A 21,235-nucleotide genomic window follows, 5' to 3' on the forward strand; every position below is an offset into this window, starting at 1 on the left:
AAGGTATCGCTCGTTTGCTGGACATATTTTTTTAGGCTCCCTGCCGGTTACGTAGTATTCTGGACAGTAAGCCTGGCAGAAATCGTTTCAGGTAAATGCCATAGGTTTCCTTGCCGCCTATATACACTTCTTCTTTTTCCTGACGAACCGCCCGTAAAAGCTGTTTGGCAAATTCACTGGCAGACATGCCTTTTTCCTGGTTCTCATCCATTCGGCCGTGTTTCTGGCCGATTGCATCTAATGCATTCGTTGAAATAGGCGTACGTATATACCCAGGACAAACTATGGTTACGCGTAGCCCATCAGCATGGGTTTCGGCCCGAAGTGCATCGAAGAAGCCATGAAGTGCGTGTTTGCTGGCGCAGTAGCCCGAACGCTGTTTGGTGCCTAGTTTACCCGCTACGCTGCTCGTTACCACAAAATGTCCCTGCCCCTGGGCCAGCATTACAGGAAGAACCGCTTTCGTGAGCGCCACGACACCAAAAAAGTTGATGTCCATAAGTCGCTTGTAAACAGAAAAATCGGTGTCGATAACCATACTTCGCTGCGAGATACCTGCGTTCTGAAAAACGTAATCGATTCGGCCAAAACGCTGGTAGACAGATTCTACACAGCTGGACACGCGCTCGGTATCGCTTATATCCATTGGCAACACCATGATGTTGGCTTCTGGAAGGCCCGTTTGCGTAGCCACTCGCCTTAACTCATCGCTCCGGCGTGCCGATAAAATCAGGCGGACGCTCGGGCATCGGGCGAGTTCAATGGCAACTGCTTCGCCAATGCCCGATGAAGCCCCCGTAATCCAAATTACAGCATCGAAAAATGAAGTAGGCATAGCTGCTTAGCTTGAAAAGTGGATACTGGCCTCTTCAGCCTGAACGACCAGGCCAACCGTTTTACCAATCGGTAAAGCCAGATTGTAATCGACGTGCCCGGCCGGAAAATCGAACAGGACTGGATAGGAATAGCCTGAAACCGCATCGGCGATGATCTCGTATGAATCCTTGCCGAACGGCAGCGACAGATTCGCGCGCATATCCGTAAATTGACCGGCAACTAAACCGGCCAGGTCGGCCAGGCGGCCGGAACGCCGGAGCTGCGTCATCATGCGGTCGAGCGAAAAAAGCGTTTCGTCAATATCTTCGATAAACAGAATGTTTCCGCTAAAGTCAAGATCCGTTGGTGTGCCCAGGGAGTTGATAAGCAAGGTTAGATTACCGCCTATAAGCTGGCCGCTTGCCCGGCCCGGTCGATTCAGGGAATGCACCGGGGCATCGTAATGGGTTGGAGGTGTGCCGAACAACCATTGCCGTAACGACTCCAGTGACTCGGCCCGGTCTGGGTCACCAAATTGCCGGGGCATGAGGCCATGCAGACTCACCAGTTCATGTTTGCACAGTAAACTCAGCAGTACGGTTACGTCGCTGAAACCGACTAACCATTTAGGGTTTGCCTGTAATCCTGATAAATCGAGTCCATCAGCGATGCGGTAACAGCCATAGCCGCCACGGGCCGCAAAGACCGCCCGCACCGTCGGGTCATCGAAAAGACGCTGAAGGTCGGCCCGGCGAAGGTCATCCGAACCCGCAAAGGGACCTTCCGTGGCGTGTAAACTAGCGCCTTCAATCACATTCAGTTGCCAGCGATGGCGTAAGATATGTAATCCTTCCGCAAGCTCATCATAAGGAAACCAACTGGCTGGGGCCACCACGCCGACTGTATCGCCGGGCGACAGAAAAGGAGGTAAAATCACGTTACGGTGTCTGGTTTGTACGATACTGTTTTTAATTTAAAGGAGCCTCTTCAGTCTCGTCGAGTTTGTTGAGGTCAAGCCGTACCGGCATTTGCTCGTTGACGTCGAACATAGGGCGAAACTTTTGACCCCATTTTACTTCGTTATATCGGTAGGAGAAGCGCGTATGAACATTCTGCATAAAGGTGTCGTCGAGGGCCTGTACAGAAACGAGAAACTCCGTGTCCGATTGTTCAAGATCGTCGGGGGTGCATCCATACAAGGGGCTGTGTTCCGTAATGGGGTGAACCAGCGTCCAGTTTGTTGGGAAGAAAGACACTTTGTTCCGTTCGAGACTCAGGTTATAATACTTCCTGTATGGTGAGCCATCGGCTTTCGGTTCTACCCGCGACATGGAGACCGAAACCTCCAGGTTGATAAGCTGATTGGCCCGGGTATTGATAATTCGGAACATCCAGCCATTAACGTCCAGGTAAGGCGTAATCACCGCTTGTTTCGAAAATCGAATATGGGCCATTGGACGGGAAAATCGCCCGTAAAGCAACCCTGTGGCCAGCGCGAAAGCCAGTAAGCCCATCATGGATTCAAAGGCCGCAATGGAACTGGTCAGGAAACTATCCGGTGATATATGGCCGTAGCCAACGGTAGTGAGCGTTTGTGAACTAAAGAAAAAGCATTTCCAGAAAGGACCGTAGAGTTCCTTCTTGTCGGCGGCCTCAAGGGTATCTGCTCCGGCCAGCATGTAAACCCCCGCGAACAGCGTATTGGCGGTTAAATAAAAAACGAGCAGCCAGCTCAGGAACTGCACCCAGCCCATCGTGATCAGCCGGTTATATACATTCAGGCGATCCCACAACGAGCTATTGATCCGAACAATATTGAATGTGCCATCCTGATTAATGAGCCGTGAACGTGAATCAGTTAATTTAGTGCCAAAGCCGATATCGTCGCGCCGAACTTCCTGTTCAACTAATTTGCTTTCTTTAGTTGTTTGATTGAAAAGACGTTGATTTGCAGTATTCATGCTGGATCGGTCGGGCTGCGAAAGTAGCCAGGTAGGCTGGTTAACAAAGTTATTGCAAATTTGCCCTGGTCTTCACTGCTCAGGCTGAAATTCTGTCCAACGTATGCACCCAATTGAAATTGTAACCGGGCTACTCGGTGTAACAACATTACTGGCGGTAATTGCTCGCCGACTACGCATATCATATCCTATATTGTTGGTTATTACCGGATTAGTTATTGGCTGGATTCCCGGCCTGCCCCCCGTAATATTATCGCCCGATGCTGTTTTTCTGGTGTTTTTACCGCCACTGCTGTACTATGCCGCCTGGCAGATCGACAATGTAGAATTGAAGCTTTATAGCCGCTCCGTGTCATTTCTAGCGGTCGGTCTGGTCCTGTTCACGTCCACCGTTGTGGCGCTGGTTGCCCACCTGTTCATTCCGGGTTTTTCGTTGGCACAGGGCTATTTGCTCGGTGCGATCATTGCCCCGCCCGATGCCATTGCGGCCTCCTCGGTGATGAAAGGACTTAACGTTCCTAAGCGCATTACAACCGTGCTGGAAGGCGAAAGCCTGATAAACGATGCCAGCAGTTTAATAATTTACCGCTACGGACTGATTGCTATTCTGACCAGCCAGTTTGGGTTATGGCAGGCTGGACTGCAGTTTATTGGCATTGCGCTGGCTAGTGTGTTGTTAGGGTTATTTATCGGCTGGGTGGCTATCCTTGTCCACAAGGCAATCAGCCGGGACACCGTTATCAATACCGCTATCACGTTATTGATTCCCTATGGCTCTTATCTGGTAGCCGAAGAACTGCATATCTCCGGCGTTTTGGTGGTCGTAACGGTTGGCCTGTATGTATCGGTCCGTAGTGTAGACGTCTTCACCTACCAGAGCCGATTACAAACAGGCTCGGTGTGGGAAACCGTCGTGTTTCTGCTGAATGGCCTCGTCTTTATTTTGATTGGCCTGCAACTGCCTACGATTGTGTCGGAGTTAAATGGGTATACGCTCACGCAGGCGCTCAACTACGCCCTGCTTATCAGTGCCGTAGCTATTGTTTGCCGGATTGTCTGGGTTTTTCCGGGTGCTTACCTGCCCCGATGGTTTAGCAAACGCATTCGCCAGCGGGAAGTGAAACCGAGCTGGCAGCAGGTTTCGGTCGTGAGCTGGGCCGGTATGCGCGGTGTTGTCTCCCTGGCTGGCGCGCTGGCTTTACCACTTACGCTGCCCAATGGCCAGCCGTTTCCGGGTCGTGACTTAATCCTGTTCATCACATTCGGTGTTATCTTTTGCACCCTGGTGTTGCAGGGGCTCACATTACCCGTCCTGATTGATGAGCTGAATGTGCGCGCACCAGTTGATGAAAAGCTGGAAGAGCGTAAACTCAGACGTAAGATGGCGCAACAGGTTATTACGCATCTGGAAGCCAACCATTCGGCAGGGTCGGTTCATGACGATGTGCTGAATTATGTGAAAAACACGTATGAGTTACGCATTAACGAGCTAAATGGAATGCTTCGGGCCAATAACGGATCAGATCGGCCCGCCGAACTTTACCAGGAAGCTATCCGATTGCAGCTGGAGTTGCTGTCTGTAGAACGGGCTGTGTTGAGTGAGCAACGTAAAGATAGTTTGCTGGATGATGACACCCTTCGAAAACTGGAACAGGAACTGGACCTGGAAGCCGCCCGACTCTCACTGGTGCAACCTGTTATATGAAAAAAGTTGTATCCTTTATTATGTTAAATTCTATTTATCGTATACTTGGAACAGCCCGCGAAATAATGATGTTAGTTTGCTATTAAAAATAATAGATATAGTAGCAATCAATTAGGTAATACTACTTAATTTGGTGCGAAAATAAGGGAACTCGTCCGTAACGATCCTTAACTGCACAAAAGAATATGAAATGTCTTTCAGGTATGATCAGTTTAATCGTACCCGCTTTCAACGAAGAAGAAAACTTATCTGTACTGGTTCATCGGCTCATGGCTGTCATGAAGCCGTACAATTCTTACGAAATTCTGATCATTGATGACGGTAGCTCCGATCAGACACGCCATGTACTCCGGCAATTGAGTCAAGTTTATCCTGTCGTTCGGTTCCTGTCGTTTTCCCGAAATTTTGGCCATCAGATGGCGTTACGGGCCGGCTACGACAATGCGCGTGGCGAAGCCGTTATTTGTCTGGATGCCGACCTGCAGCATCCACCGGAGCTGATTCCAACCCTGATTGACAAGTGGCGCGAAGGATACGAAGTGGTCTACACCGTTCGGCAGCCTGACCCCAAACTGTCGTGGTTTAAACGAAAAACATCGAAATACTTCTATCAATTACTGCGTAGTGTTTCCAACTTACAGATTGAAGATGGGGCTGCCGATTTTCGGCTTCTCGATCGCAAAGTAGTAGATACCCTGAAGCAGTTCAAAGAAAACGACCTTTTCCTGCGGGGTGCCATTTCCTGGGTCGGCTTCCGGCAGTGCCGTATTCTTTACGAACCCGCGGCCCGGTACGCTGGCCGGTCGAAATACTCATTCCGGAAAATGCTGCAACTGGCCGCTATGGGAATCACTTCTTTTTCCACGAGGCCGCTTTACATGTCTGTGCTACTCGGTTTTGGGATGTTTTTTCTGGCTGCTCTCTTCGGTGCCGAAGCGCTGTATGAACATTATTTTACGAATGCAACGGTATCCGGCTGGACAACGCTGGTTTTGCTGATGGTGCTTATTGGCGGGGTGCAGTTTATTATGATTGGGATCATCGGCGTATATTTGGGCAAAACGTTTGTAGAAGTCAAAGGCCGACCCGCTTACATCATCGGCGACACGAGCGAGATAGAGGAGAGTGTAACAACATGGCAAGCCCCCATTCAGGAAGTATTTTATTCACCGTTGACGTAGAAGAGTTTGACACCGCCGTTGAATTTGGCCACGCGATTCCTTTACGTGAACAAGTAGCCGTTTCAACGCGTGGGTTAACCCTCCTGGCCGAGCGGTTCGAAGAAGTTGGTGCCCGAACAACGCTGTTTACAACGGCTAATTACGCCCTTCACGAGCCTGCTTTGATTCGGTCCCTGGCCCGAAAACACGAAATTGCCTCGCACGGCTATTTTCATACGACGTTCGAGCCCGCCGATCTTCTGAAGTCCCGATTGGCGCTGGAAGCCTTACTAAAACAACCCGTAACGGGTTTCCGTCGGGCAAGAATGGGGTTCGTTGACCCGGAAGACGTGCACCAAGCTGGCTACCGCTACAACTCGTCCCTGCATCCTACCTGGTTGCCTGGTCGATACAACCACTGGGGCGAGCCCCGTCACCCATTCCGCGAATCGGGAGTTTGGCAAATTCCAGCTTCGGTAACCCCCACACTCCGCTTGCCGCTGTTCTGGTTAAGCCTGAAAAATTTTCCGTTTGCCTATTACAAACAGCTTTGCCGCCAAACGCTCCGTTCCGACGGCTTTCTGAATCTGTATGTTCACCCCTGGGAGTTTACGGATTTGTCGGCTTACGAAAAAATTCCGGCCTATGTTCGCCGGCATTCGCGGGACGAATTGCTCGATCGGGTCGAGAAACTGCTGCGCTACCTGAAACCGCTCGGCCAGTTCATGACGATGGGTGAATTTGCCGAAACGCTAAGCCTGCACACATCCGTTGGGAAAGTAATGTAGTGCAAAGTATAAAAACGCAGAAGGGCGCACAGCATTGACACTGTGCGCCCTTCTGCGTTTGGGATGGCTATCTAGATGAAAATGACATCGTCGATCACTTCCGTACCCATATCTTTATTGACCAGCTGAATGAGTTTCTGCTTGGCGTTGACGAGTTCGTTACGAAGAGGGGCTGACGCAATTTCAATATAGAGCTTACGATCCCGAACATAAAGCCGGTTTGTACGGGAGGCAATGGATGGCCCCATCATACGCCCCCAGAAGGCTTCAAGGTACGTTTCGTTGAACCGGGTTTGAAGCTGATAGGCTTTCAACAATTGCCCGATCGCATCTTTTAAAGACGTAACTCCGGCCACACGGGTGGCATTTTCACGATTATAGCGGTACGTCTGGTTCATGATGGAGGGGTTCGTACTACAAAAGTAAACAATGAATCGACTTAATTGAGCAGCGGTAAGCGTGCTGTATTAAAAAAAGTTAATCGTGCAGAAAAAAGAAGTGGTGTTTGGATTCACGCCGTTTGGCTAGTATACTTGCGCCATCAAGTCAATAGCAACGCGTCGCTTCTATGCCTTACGACGCGCGTTGATTTATAAAGAAGCGAGGAGAGATCAGGCTCTGTGAACCGCTGGCAACCTACCGCATGGCAAGGTGCTAACTCCTGCCTAAAGTTATTTAGGGACTATAAATCGGTAATACACATGCTTTATCTGCAGCACTGTATGTCCTCCGGGGCTTACTAAGCAATCTTCACCAATCGCCACGAAAACCGGGAGGGTTTGTCGTGTTCAACACTACCTTGATGGTCGACAGGTTGTCGGTTGACGTTGCCGGAATGCAGCGCCAGTGCGGCTAGCCTGCTGCGAACCACAATCGATAAATCAAACCTATTTCTAAAACCATGGCTGAACTACATTTTGATACCCTTCAACTGCACGCTGGTCAAGAGGTCGACCCGACAACCAACGCTCGTGCTGTTCCCATTTATCAAACCACCTCTTTTGTCTTTAATGACTCGGCACATGGTGCCGATTTGTTTGCGCTGAAGGCATTCGGCAACATTTATAGCCGGATCATGAATCCTACCTCCGACGTATTTGAAAAGCGTATTGCAGCTCTCGAAGGCGGGGTGGCTGCGTTGGCGGTAGCGTCGGGTCAGGCGGCTCAGTTTATTGCCCTGAGCAACATTCTTAGTGCGGGCGACAACTTTGTGACGACCTCATTTCTGTACGGGGGAACCTACAACCAATTCAAGGTTTCATTCAAACGGCTTGGTATCGAAGCCCGCTTCGCGGATGGAGACAAACCCGAGTCGTTTGCCAGGCTGATCGATGAAAAAACCAAAGCGATCTACCTCGAAACAATTGGTAACCCAGGATTCAATATTCCCGATTTCGATGCGTTTGCTGCGTTGGCAAAAGAGCACGATCTGCCCCTGATCGTGGATAACACGTTTGGGGCGGGTGGTTACCTTTTCCGGCCTATCGAACACGGAGCGGCCGTGGTAGTCGAATCGGCAACGAAGTGGATTGGTGGTCATGGTACCAGCATTGGGGGCGTTATTATCGACAGTGGAAACTACAATTGGGGCAACGGTAAGTTCCCGCAGTTCAGTGAGCCGTCAGAAGGCTATCACGGTCTGGTATTCAGCGATGTTTTTGGGGTTGGTGGCCCGTTTGGCAATATCCAGTTTATTATTCGGGCCCGTGTAGAAGGGCTGCGTGACTGGGGGCCGGCCATTAGTCCATTTAACTCGTTCCTGTTGTTGCAGGGTGTCGAAACGCTGTCCCTGCGGGTCGATCGTACGGTGCAGAACGCGCTGGCGCTGGCGCAATGGCTCGAACAGCATGAGCAGGTCGAAGCCGTCAACTACCCAGGTCTGGAAAGCAGCCCTTACCACGATCTGGCTAAAAAATACCTGAAGCGCGGTTTCGGGGGTGTTTTTTCTTTTAAAGTGAAAGGAAGCAGCGAGGCCGCCGATCAGTTTGTAAACAATTTGAAAATGGTGAGCCACCTGGCCAACGTCGGAGATTCGAAAACGTTGATTATCCACCCTGCCGCTACGACGCACCAACAGTTAAGTGAACTGGAGCAGGCTAGTGCGGGCGTTGCGGTAGGAGTACTGCGCGTGTCGGCGGGTATTGAACATATCGACGATATTAAAGCTGACTTCGAGCAGGCTTTCGCCAAAATTGCCGAACCGGTTCTTGGTTAAACCGTTTGTGGTTTGCCGTTGCCTGCGCTTAGCGGCTCTATTGATCAGCAGCATAGGCAACGGCAAATCACAAACGACAAATTATAGACTTGATTGAACCTTAGCTATTTCGATTATAAGTATTCGTTTCCGCTCGAATCGGGGGAAAGCTTGCCGGGATTCCGGCTGGCGTATACCACACGCGGTACCATCAACAGCGATCAGTCTAATGTTGTTTGGATTTGTCATGCCTTAACAGGTGATGCCGACGCGGGCGACTGGTGGGGGGGTATGGTGGGACCGGGTAAATACTACGACCCTGAACAGAAGTTTATAATCTGCGCCAATGTCCTTGGCTCGTGTTATGGATCTACGGGGCCGTTGTCGGTCAATCCGGTGACGGGCAGAACCTATCACCACGATTTTCCGATGGTGACGATCCGCGATATGGTGGCGGCTCTAGACTTACTGCGCCAGGAGTTAGGAATCGAAAAAATCCATACCTGCCTTGGCGGATCAGTCGGGGGTGAACAAGCCCTGGAATGGGCTATTTTGCAACCGGGTCTGATCGAAAATCTGGTGTTGATAGCGTCCAGCGCCATTGCGTCTCCCTGGTGTATCGCGTTCAACGAAGCGCAGCGGATGGCAATTGAAGCGGACCCGACCTGGGCTGAACAACGCGACGATGCTGGCCTGGCAGGCATGAAAGCCGCCCGGGCCATGGCCATGATTTCGTATCGAAACTATGATACTTACGGATTTACCCAGGCTTTGGATAACAATGAGCAATTAGATGGGTTTAAAGCAGCAGGGTACCAGCGTTATCAGGGCGAAAAACTGGCCGACCGGTTTAATGCATTTACTTACTGGGTACTGTCGAAGGTAATGGATTCGCATAATGTAGGGCGGAACCGGGGCAGTATTCTGAATGCACTGGGGCAAGTGAAAGCCCGAACACTGGTGGTTGGTATTCGGTCTGATCTGCTTTTTCCGCCATCTGAACAGCAGTTTCTGGCCCGGCACATTCCCAATGCGTCCTACGAAGAAATCGACTCGTTGTATGGGCACGATGGGTTTTTAATTGAATTCAGACCACTGACGGGCATTATCCGGAAGTGGATGGCGAGTGCAGCTTCATCTGCCGTGGTTCCGACAACCAACTCGTTGATAAACAGCAATCCGTCGGTTAAATAGTGCATTATGGTCTGGTACGAAGCCGACGTTCGAGAAGTAGAAAATAGAGTAGCCGTTACACCACAGGCAACCAATCGGGTTGTTTTTTACGGGAGTTCATCCATTCGGCTCTGGGCAACGCTGGCGCAGGATTTCCCCGACAGCAAGACATTGAATTTAGGCTTTGGTGGGTCAACATTAGCCGCTTGCACCTGGTTTTTCGAGCGACTGATCGTTCCGGTTGCCCCCCAATCGCTGGTTTTTTACGCTGGGGATAATGACCTCGGCGATGGCCGTCATCCTCAGGAAGTTTATTTGTTTTTTTGCGCTTTCGCCGAAAAAATGAGCCGGTTGCTACCCGGCGTACCCTGGTATTTTTTGTCGATCAAAGTCAGCCCTGCCCGTTGGGGTATTTCCAGACAGATTCTGGAGACGAACAAATTGATTCGTAACGAGTTAGCCAGATTGCCGGATTGCCACTATGTCGACATGACGACGCCCTTGCTGGCGGCTGATGGCAAACCACGCCGGGAATTTTTCGAAAATGATGGATTGCATCTGAATCCGGTTGGTTACCAGGCATGGCAACAGGCTTTGCAACAACAGGCCCAGATTTTTTAACGATTTGTTTACCCACACCGTCGTTGAGGTTCTCCTTAATTAGTGCAATTTCACAGGTACCTAATACCGTCGTTATGCACCGTGAGTATCATAAATGGTTTAGCCCCAACCTGAACCGCGACATGGAACTGCTTATTTTGGGCCATGCGGGCGCACGTGTGCTGGTATTTCCCACTCGTCGTGGGCGGTTCTATGAATATGAATCGTTAGGTCTGGTAGATGCGCTGGCCGAAAAAATCGAGAATGGGTGGCTGCAACTCTACTGCGTGGATAGTATAGACCGCGAAAGTATCTACAATCATTCCGCACATCCCCACGATCGCATTCGCAGGCATGGACAGTATGAACAGTACATTATCAACGAAGTACTGCCCCTGTCCCGACTCAAAAACCCACAACCATTTATGATTTCGCACGGCTGTAGCCTGGGTGCCTACCATGCGTTGAACATTGCTTTTCGGCATCCCCAGTGGTTTGGCAAGGTTGTCGCTTTCAGCGGACGTTATAATCTGTCCGAGCCGGTAGGGGAATTCCGTGGCCTATTTGATGATTACTACGACGACGAAATTTATTTTCACAGCCCCAACCATTTCCTTCCCAACCTGGACGATGCCGTTTTGCTCGATTCGCTGCGTCGGCTGCAAATTGTGATGACAATTGGTGCTGAAGACCCATTTCTGGGCAGCAATATCACGTTGAGTTCTTCCCTGCAGGCTAAGCAAATTGCCCACGAACTGTATGTATGGGAAGGGCGGGCGCACCAGGCCAGCGATTGGCAGAAGATGGCGCAATTATATTTGTAGAAACGGTTTGCTCCGATAACACGTTAAGGTAGCTTTTCGGCCAGGTACAAATAAGGCGGGTGAAAATGGTGCGTGAAAATCTTCTCTTCACTATCCGGATACTTTTTAAAATACTCATTATCTGCCTTTAAGACAACTGTCGTTCCGGTTCGTACGTAATCACTGCTGCTGTAATAATCAGGGGCCACGTAGCCGGTAAGGTTTTTCCTGACCGTTTTTGACGCCAGCCATCCCAGGTATTTCTGGTAATTTTTCTGGGCCTTCAGCGCCGGTTTACTCAGGCTATTGTAAATGTATTTGAGTACAATGCGCTGGGGTAACTTCTGTTTTTTGATCAGGGCTGGTGCTCCTTTGAATGGGTTTGTGGTATTGACATCGTTGATTGTTTGAATGGAGAAAGGTACCTCGGGCACCCAATCGGCCGAGTTAACGACATTATAACCCCAGCCCTGTTGCGTAGCGGCTTCGTATTCGTAGGCGAAATACAGATTTCCCGGTTTAGGGCCCGCGCTGCAATAGGTCTTGAATTGAATATCGGCGGGAAGCCGCGACTGCTTCTGTAAACTTTTCAGGTGGGCGGTCAGAAGATAAGCGATAGCCCCCCCCTGACTATGCCCCATAATGAGTATATTTTTAATGCCCGCCCGATAGCAGGAGTCGATTTTTGGAAACATGTCTTTCACTAAAAAGGCCGTGCTGATTAACCAGCCCACATGAACGGCCGCCTTCGGATCGTCTGCCAGTTGATAGTTGAATTTTTCGGAATCACTGAGTTGAATTTCGCCCTTTGCCGGAACCATGGCTGCATAGAAATTGCTGAGCCAGCTAACGCTGTTGGCGGTCGTTCCCCGAATACTGATGACGGCTACGGACTGGTTATTGGCCCATAGGTCCCAGCGGTTATCGAGCCCCATGATCGGCGATCGGTAGGCAAGGGCAAAGTGTTGGGGAGCCGGAAAGGATTTAACATAGGTAGAGTCGCCAAATTGAGCCGACACTTTGAGTAATTCAATGTATTCGGCCTTATCGAAACCCGGTTTGAGTTTTTGACCGAAACCGGTGTACGGGAGAATCAACAGCACAACAAGAGCAGCCAGGTATTTCATAGGTAGGGAATGGTTTTGGATACGTATCTACGGCTACCAGATTGACGGAATTACCCATCAGCCTGGCAGACGACAAACTTTACCTCACTGCATAATTGCTGTTACCTGGCAGCGTAATTTAACCGGTAACAGGCGAAAGCGATCTCCCTTAACTAATTGTATGGCAAAAGGTTAGCTTGTTGGAAGGTTGATCTCCTGAATAATTGCCTGGGCTTGCAGGAGAGCATTGGCATAAGGCTCTACCAATACCCGGCCTACGGGGTTCGTTGACAGATCGGCATCCCACAAACCGGAGTGATGCCAGTAGTCGGTATGGTCCCAATCGGGGCGGTCTACGATCGGATATAAGCACACGCCTAAAAGCGGTACGTCGGCCTGCAGAACAGCCAGACACTCACGGGCAATCATCTTAATCCAAACGGGCCGGTCGATACCCGGATGACTGGTTTCGGTGAGGGCAATGGGCCGGCCATAGCGTCGGTATGCTTTGGTGAGCAAGTACCGAAGGGGGACCCAGCGTGGGTCCGGAATCGCGTCGTTCCAACCCAGAAACGTACCCGTTCCTTCAATCCATTGGTTGTTGTAATAATAGTTGAAGCCCAGCAGGTCGACATAGTCGGGAGACCCACCTAATTCCGGAGCTATTTTCCCCGCCAGCATATCCACCGACTGAAACTGGTTTTCGTCGGCAATAGCCGCGTTGATGATTTGTTCCTGGGTGGCATTCAGCGGTGGCACCATCTGTACCAGCGGTTCGGTTGTCAGAATGCGAATGGTCGGATCAAGCTCACGCATAGCGGCTACCCCTTCGATGTAGGCACGCATTAGACCGATTTTTACTTCCCAGCCTTGTTTTGTACAATAAGGCGAGGTGCCACAGGCATCGCCCCCCAGCCAAGACATAAAGCTCACCTCGTTGATGGGCGTTACAATCAGTGTATCGTCTGGATAATGATCGCGGTAAAACTTGACGAACGCCCGGCATAAAGCCGCAAAGCGTCGGGCAAACATTGGATGCAGGGGCGTCAGGTCGTCGGGGTAACCGAAATGGCATAAATCCCAAACCTGCTGAATGCCCTGTCGATGCCCTTCGGCCATCATGGAATGCACGACGCTCCAATCATATTGATACGCTCGTTTTTCTACCTGGCTCCATTGAATGCCCTCCCGAACTGTGCGGATAGTAAACGGCTGGAGTTGCTGGTAGTCTTCACGAATCAGTTGTACGTGACCCGACTGGCGCAGTAGATCGACTCGGTTTCCGAAGCAGTTTAACTGGTCACTGCATTCGTAACCAGCCCACCAAAAGGACTGAAAAGGATTTGTTAACGGCGGGGTTATGGAGTTGAGTAGCAAGGAGAAAATAGTTGGTATACCCAAATATCCGGAAAAAGCAGACAGTCATCAACCACAAGTTTCTTTTCTGAGCCAAAGGTTTATGACATCCGGGTAAAATCTACTGCTGATGCCTCTGCATATATGAACCGTTGGAGTTAATTGCCCAGCGCCTGAACGATGGCAATTACAAGTTTGGCAGAATTTCGGGCAGCCGTCGGGTAGAATTTATCATAGGCAATATGCGCTTCGGCATCTGCCCGGTCGCTTAAGCTGCGGATGATTAGGTGCGGTACCTGAATCTGATAACAAACCTGCGCTACGGCAGCGCCTTCCATTTCGGTCGCATCGGCACCGAAATCAGCCCGCAGGCTGCTGACTTTCACCGGCGATGCCACAAAAACATCGCCCGTAACCACCGTTCCCGTCATCACCTTGACCGGCCGGTTCGACACGCCCCCCGACGCCAGCGGAATACCTTCCAGCGAAACACCCTTAACGACCGTTTCGGCCAGTTTCAGCAGCGCGGAGTCGGCCGGAAAGTAAACTGGGTTAAACTGTTTCGTTAGCGCATTACGGGTCTGCCGAGTGGGGGTGTTCTTATCGGTCGTAGAGCTATAATCGTGATGCGCCGTTCGTCCGGCAATAACAATGTCACCAGGTTGAAGATCGGGATTTGTGCCACCGGCAATACCTGTAAATAAAACGCGCTGGGGCCGGAAGTGATCCAGCAGCAGCGCCGTTGTCATGGCCGCGTTTACTTTACCGATTCCCGTCTCGGCTACCACAACCCGTTGGTTGCCAAGGCGTCCGGTTGTGAAGGTGATCCCATCGACAATGACTTTCTTTGGCTTCTTCAACGACTGGTTGACCAGGGCTACTTCGGCCCCGAATGCCCCCAGAAGACCCGTTACAGGGCGGGGTTTGTAGTGTTGAGCAACGGCGACATGGGCGAGAAGCAGGAAGATTACAGTTACTTTTTTCATTGGGTTGTGTGTAAACTTAGTAGAGATTTGTGCACAGGGTGGTGGCTGTTAGTTTTGTCATTGTGTTAGTTGCCAGTCGTGGTGTCAGTTTTTTAAAACTGACATGGGGAGGTTTCTTAAAACCTAATTGATGAGCCAGCTGCACGAGGTTTTGAGAAACCTCCCCGTGTCGGGTTTAAGAACTCGACACCACAACCAAGCCAAAAAATCAATGCCCGCCTGTCAAGGCCAACACGCAAAAAACATCAACGATCCATAAGCCTGGGGGCACTTCGCGGCTTTTACCAATCGCTACTTTAATGACTGTCCAGGATAAAAATCCCCAGATTAACCCTTGGGTAATCGAATAGCTGAATGGAATCAGGACCAGCGCCAGAAAAGCCGGTAACGCGCCATCCAGTTGGCCCCATTCAATGCGCGTGATGGGTTTCATCATAAACGCACCCACGAGTACCAGCGCCGGAGCGGTAGCAATAGATGGGATAATTGACAGTAAAGGCGACAGGAAAAGAAACGGTAGAAAACAACAGCCCGCCACGATGGCCGTCAGGCCGGTACGCCCGCCCTGGGCAATTCCCACCGCCGATTCAATGTAGGCTGTTCCGGGGCTGGTACCCACCAGACCCGCCAGCGTAGTCGCCACAGCATCGGTCAGGAGAGACCGGTTTAGGTTACGCGGCTGCCCATAGTTCGGTCCGGCGCTTCGGTCCTGCAGGCCCCCTGCTTCAGCAACGCCTACGAATGTGGACAGACTGTCGAAGAGGTCGGTGAACGCAAAGGCGAAAATAACGGGCCAGAGCGACCACGAAAGTGAACCGATCAAATCTAATTTTCCCAGCAGCGAAAAATCTGGCATAGACCAGATGCCCTGAAAGTTGACCAGCGTCTTTTGTCCGAAATTAATAGCCGATGCATCGCCCCAAAAGCGCCCAATGGGCCAGGCTGCCAGCGTTGTCAAAATAATACCGATAATAATGCCCCCCGGTACATCGCGCACCACCAGCACACTCATGAGCAAAAGGCCAAAAACAAAGGTCAGTATGATGGGGTCGTTGAACGAGGCAATGCTGACTAATGTAGCTGGATTGGCTACAATGAATCGGGCGTTCTCGAAGCCAATAAGGGTAATGAACAACCCGATTCCGGCCGAAACGGCATACCGCAAGGGTTGGGGAATGGCCCGCACAATGGCTGAACGAATGTTGAATATGGACAGCAGTAAAAATAATACACCCGCCCAGAAGACGGCTCCCAGCGCCACTTCGGGTCGGATGCCCATGCCTTTCACGGCGGTGAAGGTGAAAAAGGCATTCATGCCCATGCCCGGCGCAACGACAATCGGGTTTCGGGCATACAGTCCCATCATCAGACTGCAAAAAAAAGCGAGCAGCACGGTTGCTGTCAACACGCCACTAAACGGTAAACCCGCCTGGCTCAGAATGGCCGGGTTGACAACAATGATGTACATCGTTGCCAGAAAGGTGGAAATACCAGCAAGAACTTCGGTTCGACGGGAAGGAGTAAGAGCAGCAGTAGACAAGCGGAATACGGTTTGTGGTTTGGCGGCTGTATCAGGCAATCGGTACAAACTACAAACTACCCGCCACAAACTCAAACGCCCACTAATAAACTTCCCGCGGCTTCATCCACCCAAATTTGTGCATTCGGATGCGTTTGCATGATACTGGCCGGAATTTTCTCCGAAACAGGCCCCCGCAGGGCCTCGTGTAAAATGCCCGCTTTTTTCGCCCCGCTAACCAATAAAATGACCTCGCGCGCTTCGGTCAGGTGGCGCAAGCCGAGGGTAATGCCCTGGGTGAGTGTGGTTTCCTGCGTGAAATATTTCTGCCCGACGGTTTTGGTACTTTCGGCTAATTCCGAAACGTGGCAACCTAAGGTAAAGGATGTTCCCGGCTCGTTCAAGGCAATATGCCCGTTCATCCCCATCCCAACGAGCAGTACGTCCAGTCCTCCTTTTGACTGAATCAGCGAATCTATTTTGGCACATTCAGCAGCAAGATCGGCGGCTTTGGCATCGAACACGTGTATCTGATCGGGGCGAAGCGCCAGCGGGATAAACAAATCCCGGAATACGTAATACGAACAACTTCCGAAATCATCAGGTCCGAAGCCAACCCATTCGTCGAGCCCGACGAAGGTGCATTGGCTTACGTCTACCCGTTCGGCTTTTGCCAGGTCAACGAACCGGTGGTAGGTTTCTATGGGTGTATCGCCCGATGCCAGACAGAGCGTAGCATCAGGTTTCTGATTAATGATGGCGGCAATATGCTCCGCGGTATACTGCGATAGCGTGGCGTGGTTGGGGAATTTTTGGATGGTCATAAAAGCTTGTCATGCTGACGAAGGAAGCATCTTCGGGAGTGTGTATTTTTTGCTATTCCCGAAGATGCTTCCTTCGTCAGCATGACAAATAAAAGCTCACTTCAACTCACTCGCCCGCACATCTCGGCTCCAGCGTTCGGCGCCTTTCTGGTCGTAAACTTTGATGTTGAGTACCCGATCCGCTAAGGGGCCACTGACGCTTAAGATACCAAAGTTGCGGTCGGTCACCAGTGTGCCGTTTACGTAAGTCGGCAGTTTCAACTCGTCGGCCAGGGGCTTTGCCGGGCTGGACGTGAGCGGTGATATGGTTAAATCATACAACGGATACGTTCCGGCCCGATCCAGTTTGTGCAAAATCGAGTGGTGTCGGTCGCCGGTAATGAACAGGACACCGGGAATTTTAGCGTCTGCAATGGCTTTGAACAGTCGGTCACGTTCGGTACCGTAGATGGCGTAATTCTCAAATGATTTGGTCGGATTAACAATCTGACCACCCGTCACGATAAACTTGAACGTTGCTTTGCTGAAGGTCAGGGCATCCAGCAGCCACTGAAGTTGTTTGTCCGCAAAATACGTCTTGCCGGGTCCGTCCGGCATTTTGTCGGGCGCGCGGAACGTGCGGTCATCGAGCATAAAAAACTGACAGTCGTTCCACTCGAAAGTCCCGGCGCAGCTTTCGGGGAATATAAAATTGGGATTTGCCCAGAATAGCTTGAACGCATCAAGTGTCACTTCTTTCAACCAGTAGGAGCGGTCGGAATCGTCGGGGCCGTAATCGTGATCATCCCAGATGGCGTAATTGTGGGTAGCGGCCAGCAGTGGCTGCATCTCCGGCAACGAGCGTGTATGGGTATACCGACGCAACACCCCACTGCGGCTGTTCCAGTCTGCCTCCCGCGTGTAGGTATTATCGCCCGTCCAGAGCATGAAATCGGGTTTTTGGGCCGCCAGCGCGGTAAAGATTTCGTAGCCTCCGCCATAGGGTGTGCCGGGTCGGTCGAACCTAGCTTCGTTGACGTAAGTGCAGCTTCCGACGCCGAAGTGAAACGTCGGAGGGTCGGTCCGCCACTGCCACAGGTTTTGGGTTTGGAACTGAGTCGGGTAGGGCAGGCTCACCTTCTGGCCCTCGATCAACAGTTCGTACGTGTACTTTTTTCCGGGTTCCACCTGATCGGCGAGCAGGTGGGCTGTAAAAGCCGTTTGCCGGTTGGTATAGACTTCGTTGGTTACGTAACGGGTTGGTGGTTTACTTTCTGTCGGGCCTTTGTCTTCCTGGTAACGGATCTGAACGTGAGCCGGTTGGTTCGTTTGCACCCAGAGTTTTACCTCGCGCATATCCGAATACCCAACCATCGGTCCCGACTGAAGTACATTTGTCTGCGCTGCGTTTTTTTTGCCATTTCGGACAACAGGAGCCTGTCGTTTTGCCGTTGACTGACCGTATAACACAACTTGACCAGACAATAGAAGGACTAAGAGAAACTGAATTTTGTACATGGGGGAAAGATGGCGTAATTTTGCGGTTCGTTCAACGAAGTCATGCAACTAAATAACCGTACTTACCAGATTCAGGGTGTCAGTGTTCTGGATATAGCCGATGAATTCGGCTTGCCCTTATACGTCTATGACGCCGACAAAATTATCGAAAAAATCGGCTTGCTCCGGTCATCATTTAGCGGAGTCAACCTAAAAATAAAGTACGCGGCCAAGGCCCTGACCAATATATCAATTTTGAAGTTGATGCGTCAGCAGGGCGTTGAAATGGATTCGGTATCGGTCAACGAAGCTCGTATGGGTATGTTGGCTGGCTTTACACCGGGCCAGATCATGTTTACCCCCAGTGGCGTATCGTTCGAGGAAATTCGCGAAGCCATTGATCTGGGCCTGCAGTTAAATGTCGACAGCCTGCCTTTGCTGGAATGGGTTGGGCAAACGTACGGAAGTCAGGTTGCGGTTAGTATTCGGATCAACCCGCACATCAGCGAGGGGGGTAATATCAAGATTTCGACGGGTCATGCCGACTCTAAGTTCGGGATTTCAATTTTACAGCGCGATGCCATTCGTAAACTGACGGAACAATACCAGATTCCGGTTGCCGGACTGCACATCCACACGGGTTCTGATTTTAAGAACGCCGATGCGTTTCTGCGCGGTGCTGATGTCCTGTTCGACCTCGCTACTGACTACCCAAATCTAACCTTCATTGATTTTGGCAGTGGCTTTAAAGTAGCGTATAAAGAAGGCGACCATGTGACCGATGTCGTTGAGCTGGGGCGTAAAGTATCGGCCGCTTTTCAAAATTTTTGTCAGCAATACGGGCGCGATGTCGAGCTTTGGTTTGAGCCGGGTAAGTTTCTGGTCAGCGAAAGTGGGCATCTGCTGGTTAAAACCAACATCGTTAAAGAGAATCCGGCACGGACGTTCGTTGCCGTCGATTCCGGCCTGAATCACCTCATTCGCCCCATGATGTATGATGCCTATCACGACATCAAAAACATTTCGAATCCATCGAAAGGGGAGGCTTCTACGGAGAAAACATACAATGTAGTTGGCTACATCTGCGAGACGGATACCTTTGCTACGGATCGCTCGTTGCCTGAGGTAACACCCGGCGATGTGCTGTCGTTCGAGAACGCCGGGGCTTATGGCTTCAGCATGGCGTCGAATTACAACGCCCGGTTCCGCCCGGCCGAAGTACTTGTCTACGAGGGGCACCCATACCTGATCCGTCAGCGCGAAACGTTCGATGATTTGATACGAGGTCAGGTCGATGTACCCGCGTTGACTTTAGACGCAATAGAGCAGTAGACTATAAATCTTAGATCACAACCGCACAAACCACAAACGACAAATGGGACGCGCATTTGAATACCGGAAAGCCCGAAAAATGAAACGATGGGGGCAGATGGCAAAAACCTTCACCCGCATTGGTAAAGACATTGTGATGGCCGTTAAAGGCGGTGGTCCGGACCCGGATACCAATGGTCGGTTACGGGCTATTATCCAGAATGCCAAAGCGGCTAACATGCCGAAAGAAAACGTAGACCGGGCCATCAAAAAGGCATCGTCCAAGGAGCAGGAGGATTATAAAGAAATCGTGTACGAAGCCTATGCTCCGCATGGTATTGCGCTCGTCATCGAAACCGCCACGGATAACCACAACCGTACGGTTGCCAATGTTCGTAGCTACCTCAACAAACTGGGTGGTAGCCTGGGTACGCAGGGCATGCTCGACTTTATGTTCGACCGGAAGTCGGTATTTCGGATTCCCGCCGAAGGTATTGATCAGGAAGAGCTGGAGCTTGAACTGATTGATGTGGGTGGTGATGAGGTTGAATTCGATGAAGAAGCCAATCAGTACATCATCTACGGTGAATTTACAGCCTTCGGTAGTGTACAGAAATTTCTGGAAGAAAAAGGCTACGAAATCAAACAGGCTGAATTTGAGCGTATCCCAAATGACTATAAAGAACTAACGGACGACGAAGTGGCCGACGTCGAGAAGCTCATTGAGCGAATCGAAGAGGACGACGACGTTCAAATGGTTTACCACAACATGAAATAAAAAAAGGCCGGTTCAACCGGCCTTTTTTTATTTATCGTAGCGATGTTTCTTCGCGGATGATCTGGACCCAGCTCTTGATCACCGTCGGGGGGGCGTTGCGGTCCAACACCGCAAAACGAACCGTCGCCTGGTAGTAGTACAAACCCGTCGGCAAAGCTGAGCCGTCGCTGCCCCGGCCATCCCAGCTCAGCGTCGGCCCCACCCCCTCATACACCTTGGCCCCCCACCGGGTGTAGACCACAAAGCTGATCTGCTCGACAAACCGTGGACACTTCAGCGGACTGAACACATCGTTCTTGCCATCCCCGTTGGGGGTGAACACATTGGGCAGCACCAGCGCTGGACAGGCCTCGTTGCAGACCTTGTTGGAAGGGGCGCTCTCCAGCCCCCGCTGGCTCACCGCCGTCACGTAGTAGCAGCCCGCCACCGTGCTTAGGCCCGTGTGCTCGAAGCGGGTGGTGGGCACACTCACCGAGCTCAGGGCCGAGAGCGTGTCCTGGCGGTAGCGACCGTAGTAGATCTTGTACGAAGCAATGTTGGCATCACAGCCGGGTCCCGTGTTGGGGCTCCAGCGGAGCTGGTTGGTGAAGCTGGTCTGGTCGCAGAAGCTCTCGGGGCTCAGGCTGGCACAGTTCAGCGAGTCCAGGGCGAGGGTGGGTGGGCAGGGCCGGGTGGTGTC

At 51.2% G+C, this 21,235-nt stretch carries 20 protein-coding genes and 1 riboswitch; of the genes, 9 read left to right on the forward strand and 11 right to left on the reverse strand.

Translation table 11 applies throughout. The annotated features are described in order from the left end of the window. Positions 1–31: 31 nt before the first annotated feature. The 3 genes from ACYU8Y_RS23880 to ACYU8Y_RS23890 are packed head-to-tail and all read right to left on the reverse strand — an operon-like array spanning position 32 to position 2,777. Positions 32–835 (reverse strand): SDR family oxidoreductase, encoded by an 804-nt coding sequence (locus ACYU8Y_RS23880; RefSeq protein ID WP_460940664.1) that lies wholly within the window; start codon positions 833–835, stop codon positions 32–34. A gap of 6 nt (positions 836–841) precedes the next feature. Beyond that, positions 842–1,753, reverse strand: coding sequence for a S66 peptidase family protein (locus tag ACYU8Y_RS23885; protein ID WP_460940665.1), 912 nt, complete (start codon positions 1,751–1,753; stop codon positions 842–844). Positions 1,754–1,784: 31 nt separating this feature from the next. Next, the gene (locus ACYU8Y_RS23890) at positions 1,785–2,777 is read right to left on the reverse strand and encodes an ion channel (RefSeq protein ID WP_460940666.1); all 993 of its coding nucleotides are present in this window, start codon (positions 2,775–2,777) and stop codon (positions 1,785–1,787) included. Positions 2,778–2,880: 103 nt separating this feature from the next. Here ACYU8Y_RS23890 and ACYU8Y_RS23895 point away from each other — a divergent pair, with 103 nt between their 5' ends. From ACYU8Y_RS23895 to ACYU8Y_RS23905, 3 genes are all read left to right on the forward strand, one after another. Further along, positions 2,881–4,482 (forward strand): Na+/H+ antiporter, encoded by a 1,602-nt coding sequence (locus tag ACYU8Y_RS23895; RefSeq protein WP_460940667.1) that lies wholly within the window; start codon positions 2,881–2,883, stop codon positions 4,480–4,482. Positions 4,483–4,685: 203 nt separating this feature from the next. Continuing rightward, positions 4,686–5,663: a glycosyltransferase family 2 protein gene (locus tag ACYU8Y_RS23900; RefSeq protein WP_460940668.1), complete on the forward strand. Its 978-nt coding sequence runs from the start codon at positions 4,686–4,688 to the stop codon at positions 5,661–5,663. Next, positions 5,618–6,430, forward strand: coding sequence for a polysaccharide deacetylase family protein (locus ACYU8Y_RS23905; RefSeq protein WP_460940669.1), 813 nt, complete (start codon positions 5,618–5,620; stop codon positions 6,428–6,430). The genes ACYU8Y_RS23900 and ACYU8Y_RS23905 overlap by 46 nt, the downstream gene beginning before the upstream one ends. Before the next feature lie 71 nt (positions 6,431–6,501). Here the strand turns inward: ACYU8Y_RS23905 and ACYU8Y_RS23910 are convergent, their stop codons facing one another. Next, positions 6,502–6,828, reverse strand: coding sequence for a DciA family protein (locus tag ACYU8Y_RS23910; protein ID WP_046375863.1), 327 nt, complete (start codon positions 6,826–6,828; stop codon positions 6,502–6,504). 189 nt (positions 6,829–7,017) lie between these two features. Continuing rightward, positions 7,018–7,121, forward strand: a riboswitch (SAM riboswitch). A 210-nt stretch (positions 7,122–7,331) separates the two neighbouring features. Between ACYU8Y_RS23910 and ACYU8Y_RS23915 the strand changes: the two genes are divergently transcribed. The 4 genes from ACYU8Y_RS23915 to ACYU8Y_RS23930 all read left to right on the forward strand — a co-directional run bounded on the left by ACYU8Y_RS23915 (position 7,332) and on the right by ACYU8Y_RS23930 (position 11,221). Next, positions 7,332–8,645 carry an O-acetylhomoserine aminocarboxypropyltransferase/cysteine synthase family protein gene (locus tag ACYU8Y_RS23915; RefSeq protein WP_460940670.1) on the forward strand — a complete coding sequence of 438 codons (1,314 nt, stop codon included), beginning with the start codon at positions 7,332–7,334 and terminating at the stop codon, positions 8,643–8,645. 93 nt (positions 8,646–8,738) lie between these two features. Beyond that, positions 8,739–9,818 carry a homoserine O-acetyltransferase family protein gene (locus ACYU8Y_RS23920; RefSeq protein WP_460940671.1) on the forward strand — a complete coding sequence of 360 codons (1,080 nt, stop codon included), beginning with the start codon at positions 8,739–8,741 and terminating at the stop codon, positions 9,816–9,818. Between the two features lie 6 nt (positions 9,819–9,824). Next, a complete protein-coding gene (locus ACYU8Y_RS23925) occupies positions 9,825–10,418 on the forward strand; it encodes a GDSL-type esterase/lipase family protein (RefSeq protein ID WP_460940672.1) in 594 nt (197 codons plus the stop codon). A 74-nt stretch (positions 10,419–10,492) separates the two neighbouring features. Then, positions 10,493–11,221, forward strand: a complete 729-nt coding sequence (locus ACYU8Y_RS23930) for an esterase family protein (RefSeq protein ID WP_460940673.1) — start codon at positions 10,493–10,495, stop codon at positions 11,219–11,221. A gap of 23 nt (positions 11,222–11,244) precedes the next feature. Here the strand turns inward: ACYU8Y_RS23930 and ACYU8Y_RS23935 are convergent, their stop codons facing one another. From ACYU8Y_RS23935 to ACYU8Y_RS23960, 6 genes are all read right to left on the reverse strand, one after another. Further along, positions 11,245–12,327, reverse strand: a complete 1,083-nt coding sequence (locus tag ACYU8Y_RS23935; protein WP_460940674.1) for a lipase family protein — start codon at positions 12,325–12,327, stop codon at positions 11,245–11,247. Positions 12,328–12,498: 171 nt separating this feature from the next. Next, positions 12,499–13,683, reverse strand: a complete 1,185-nt coding sequence (locus ACYU8Y_RS23940; protein WP_460940675.1) for an amine oxidase — start codon at positions 13,681–13,683, stop codon at positions 12,499–12,501. A gap of 137 nt (positions 13,684–13,820) precedes the next feature. Next, on the reverse strand, positions 13,821–14,648 hold the full coding sequence (locus tag ACYU8Y_RS23945) for a 5'-methylthioadenosine/adenosylhomocysteine nucleosidase (RefSeq protein WP_460940676.1): 828 nt from the start codon (positions 14,646–14,648) through the stop codon (positions 13,821–13,823). 208 nt (positions 14,649–14,856) lie between these two features. Beyond that, a complete protein-coding gene (locus tag ACYU8Y_RS23950; RefSeq protein ID WP_460940677.1) occupies positions 14,857–16,188 on the reverse strand; it encodes an NCS2 family permease in 1,332 nt (443 codons plus the stop codon). Between the two features lie 71 nt (positions 16,189–16,259). Further along, the gene (locus tag ACYU8Y_RS23955; protein ID WP_460940678.1) at positions 16,260–16,991 is read right to left on the reverse strand and encodes a glucosamine-6-phosphate deaminase; all 732 of its coding nucleotides are present in this window, start codon (positions 16,989–16,991) and stop codon (positions 16,260–16,262) included. Positions 16,992–17,087: 96 nt separating this feature from the next. After that, complete coding sequence (locus ACYU8Y_RS23960) at positions 17,088–18,488, reverse strand: alkaline phosphatase D family protein (protein ID WP_460940679.1); 1,401 nt, start codon at positions 18,486–18,488, stop codon at positions 17,088–17,090. A 42-nt stretch (positions 18,489–18,530) separates the two neighbouring features. On the opposite strand from ACYU8Y_RS23960, the gene lysA reads away from it, so the two are divergent. Continuing rightward, a complete protein-coding gene (gene lysA, locus ACYU8Y_RS23965; RefSeq protein ID WP_460940680.1) occupies positions 18,531–19,799 on the forward strand; it encodes a diaminopimelate decarboxylase in 1,269 nt (422 codons plus the stop codon). A 43-nt stretch (positions 19,800–19,842) separates the two neighbouring features. Next, complete coding sequence (locus tag ACYU8Y_RS23970; RefSeq protein ID WP_460940681.1) at positions 19,843–20,556, forward strand: YebC/PmpR family DNA-binding transcriptional regulator; 714 nt, start codon at positions 19,843–19,845, stop codon at positions 20,554–20,556. 31 nt (positions 20,557–20,587) lie between these two features. Here the strand turns inward: ACYU8Y_RS23970 and ACYU8Y_RS23975 are convergent. After that, positions 20,588–21,235: gliding motility-associated C-terminal domain-containing protein (locus tag ACYU8Y_RS23975; protein WP_460940682.1), on the reverse strand; the 648-nt coding region annotated here is incomplete at its 5' end.

This window comes from Spirosoma humi (assembly GCF_054776575.1).

Excerpts from the sequence above, each read along its gene's own strand:
- ACYU8Y_RS23880 (WP_460940664.1), bottom strand. The coding sequence starts at position 835 with ATGCCTACTTCATTTTTCGATGCTGTAATTTGGATTACGGGGGCTTCA.
- ACYU8Y_RS23890 (WP_460940666.1), bottom strand. The coding sequence starts at position 2,777 with ATGAATACTGCAAATCAACGTCTTTTCAATCAAACAACTAAAGAAAGC.
- ACYU8Y_RS23895 (WP_460940667.1), top strand. The coding sequence starts at position 2,881 with ATGCACCCAATTGAAATTGTAACCGGGCTACTCGGTGTAACAACATTA.
- ACYU8Y_RS23900 (WP_460940668.1), top strand. The coding sequence starts at position 4,686 with ATGATCAGTTTAATCGTACCCGCTTTCAACGAAGAAGAAAACTTATCT.
- ACYU8Y_RS23905 (WP_460940669.1), top strand. The coding sequence starts at position 5,618 with ATGGCAAGCCCCCATTCAGGAAGTATTTTATTCACCGTTGACGTAGAA.
- ACYU8Y_RS23910 (WP_046375863.1), bottom strand. The coding sequence starts at position 6,828 with ATGAACCAGACGTACCGCTATAATCGTGAAAATGCCACCCGTGTGGCC.
- ACYU8Y_RS23915 (WP_460940670.1), top strand. The coding sequence starts at position 7,332 with ATGGCTGAACTACATTTTGATACCCTTCAACTGCACGCTGGTCAAGAG.
- ACYU8Y_RS23925 (WP_460940672.1), top strand. The coding sequence starts at position 9,825 with ATGGTCTGGTACGAAGCCGACGTTCGAGAAGTAGAAAATAGAGTAGCC.
- ACYU8Y_RS23930 (WP_460940673.1), top strand. The coding sequence starts at position 10,493 with ATGCACCGTGAGTATCATAAATGGTTTAGCCCCAACCTGAACCGCGAC.
- ACYU8Y_RS23935 (WP_460940674.1), bottom strand. The coding sequence starts at position 12,327 with ATGAAATACCTGGCTGCTCTTGTTGTGCTGTTGATTCTCCCGTACACC.
- ACYU8Y_RS23945 (WP_460940676.1), bottom strand. The coding sequence starts at position 14,648 with ATGAAAAAAGTAACTGTAATCTTCCTGCTTCTCGCCCATGTCGCCGTT.
- ACYU8Y_RS23955 (WP_460940678.1), bottom strand. The coding sequence starts at position 16,991 with ATGACCATCCAAAAATTCCCCAACCACGCCACGCTATCGCAGTATACC.
- ACYU8Y_RS23960 (WP_460940679.1), bottom strand. The coding sequence starts at position 18,488 with ATGTACAAAATTCAGTTTCTCTTAGTCCTTCTATTGTCTGGTCAAGTT.
- lysA (WP_460940680.1), top strand. The coding sequence starts at position 18,531 with ATGCAACTAAATAACCGTACTTACCAGATTCAGGGTGTCAGTGTTCTG.
- ACYU8Y_RS23970 (WP_460940681.1), top strand. The coding sequence starts at position 19,843 with ATGGGACGCGCATTTGAATACCGGAAAGCCCGAAAAATGAAACGATGG.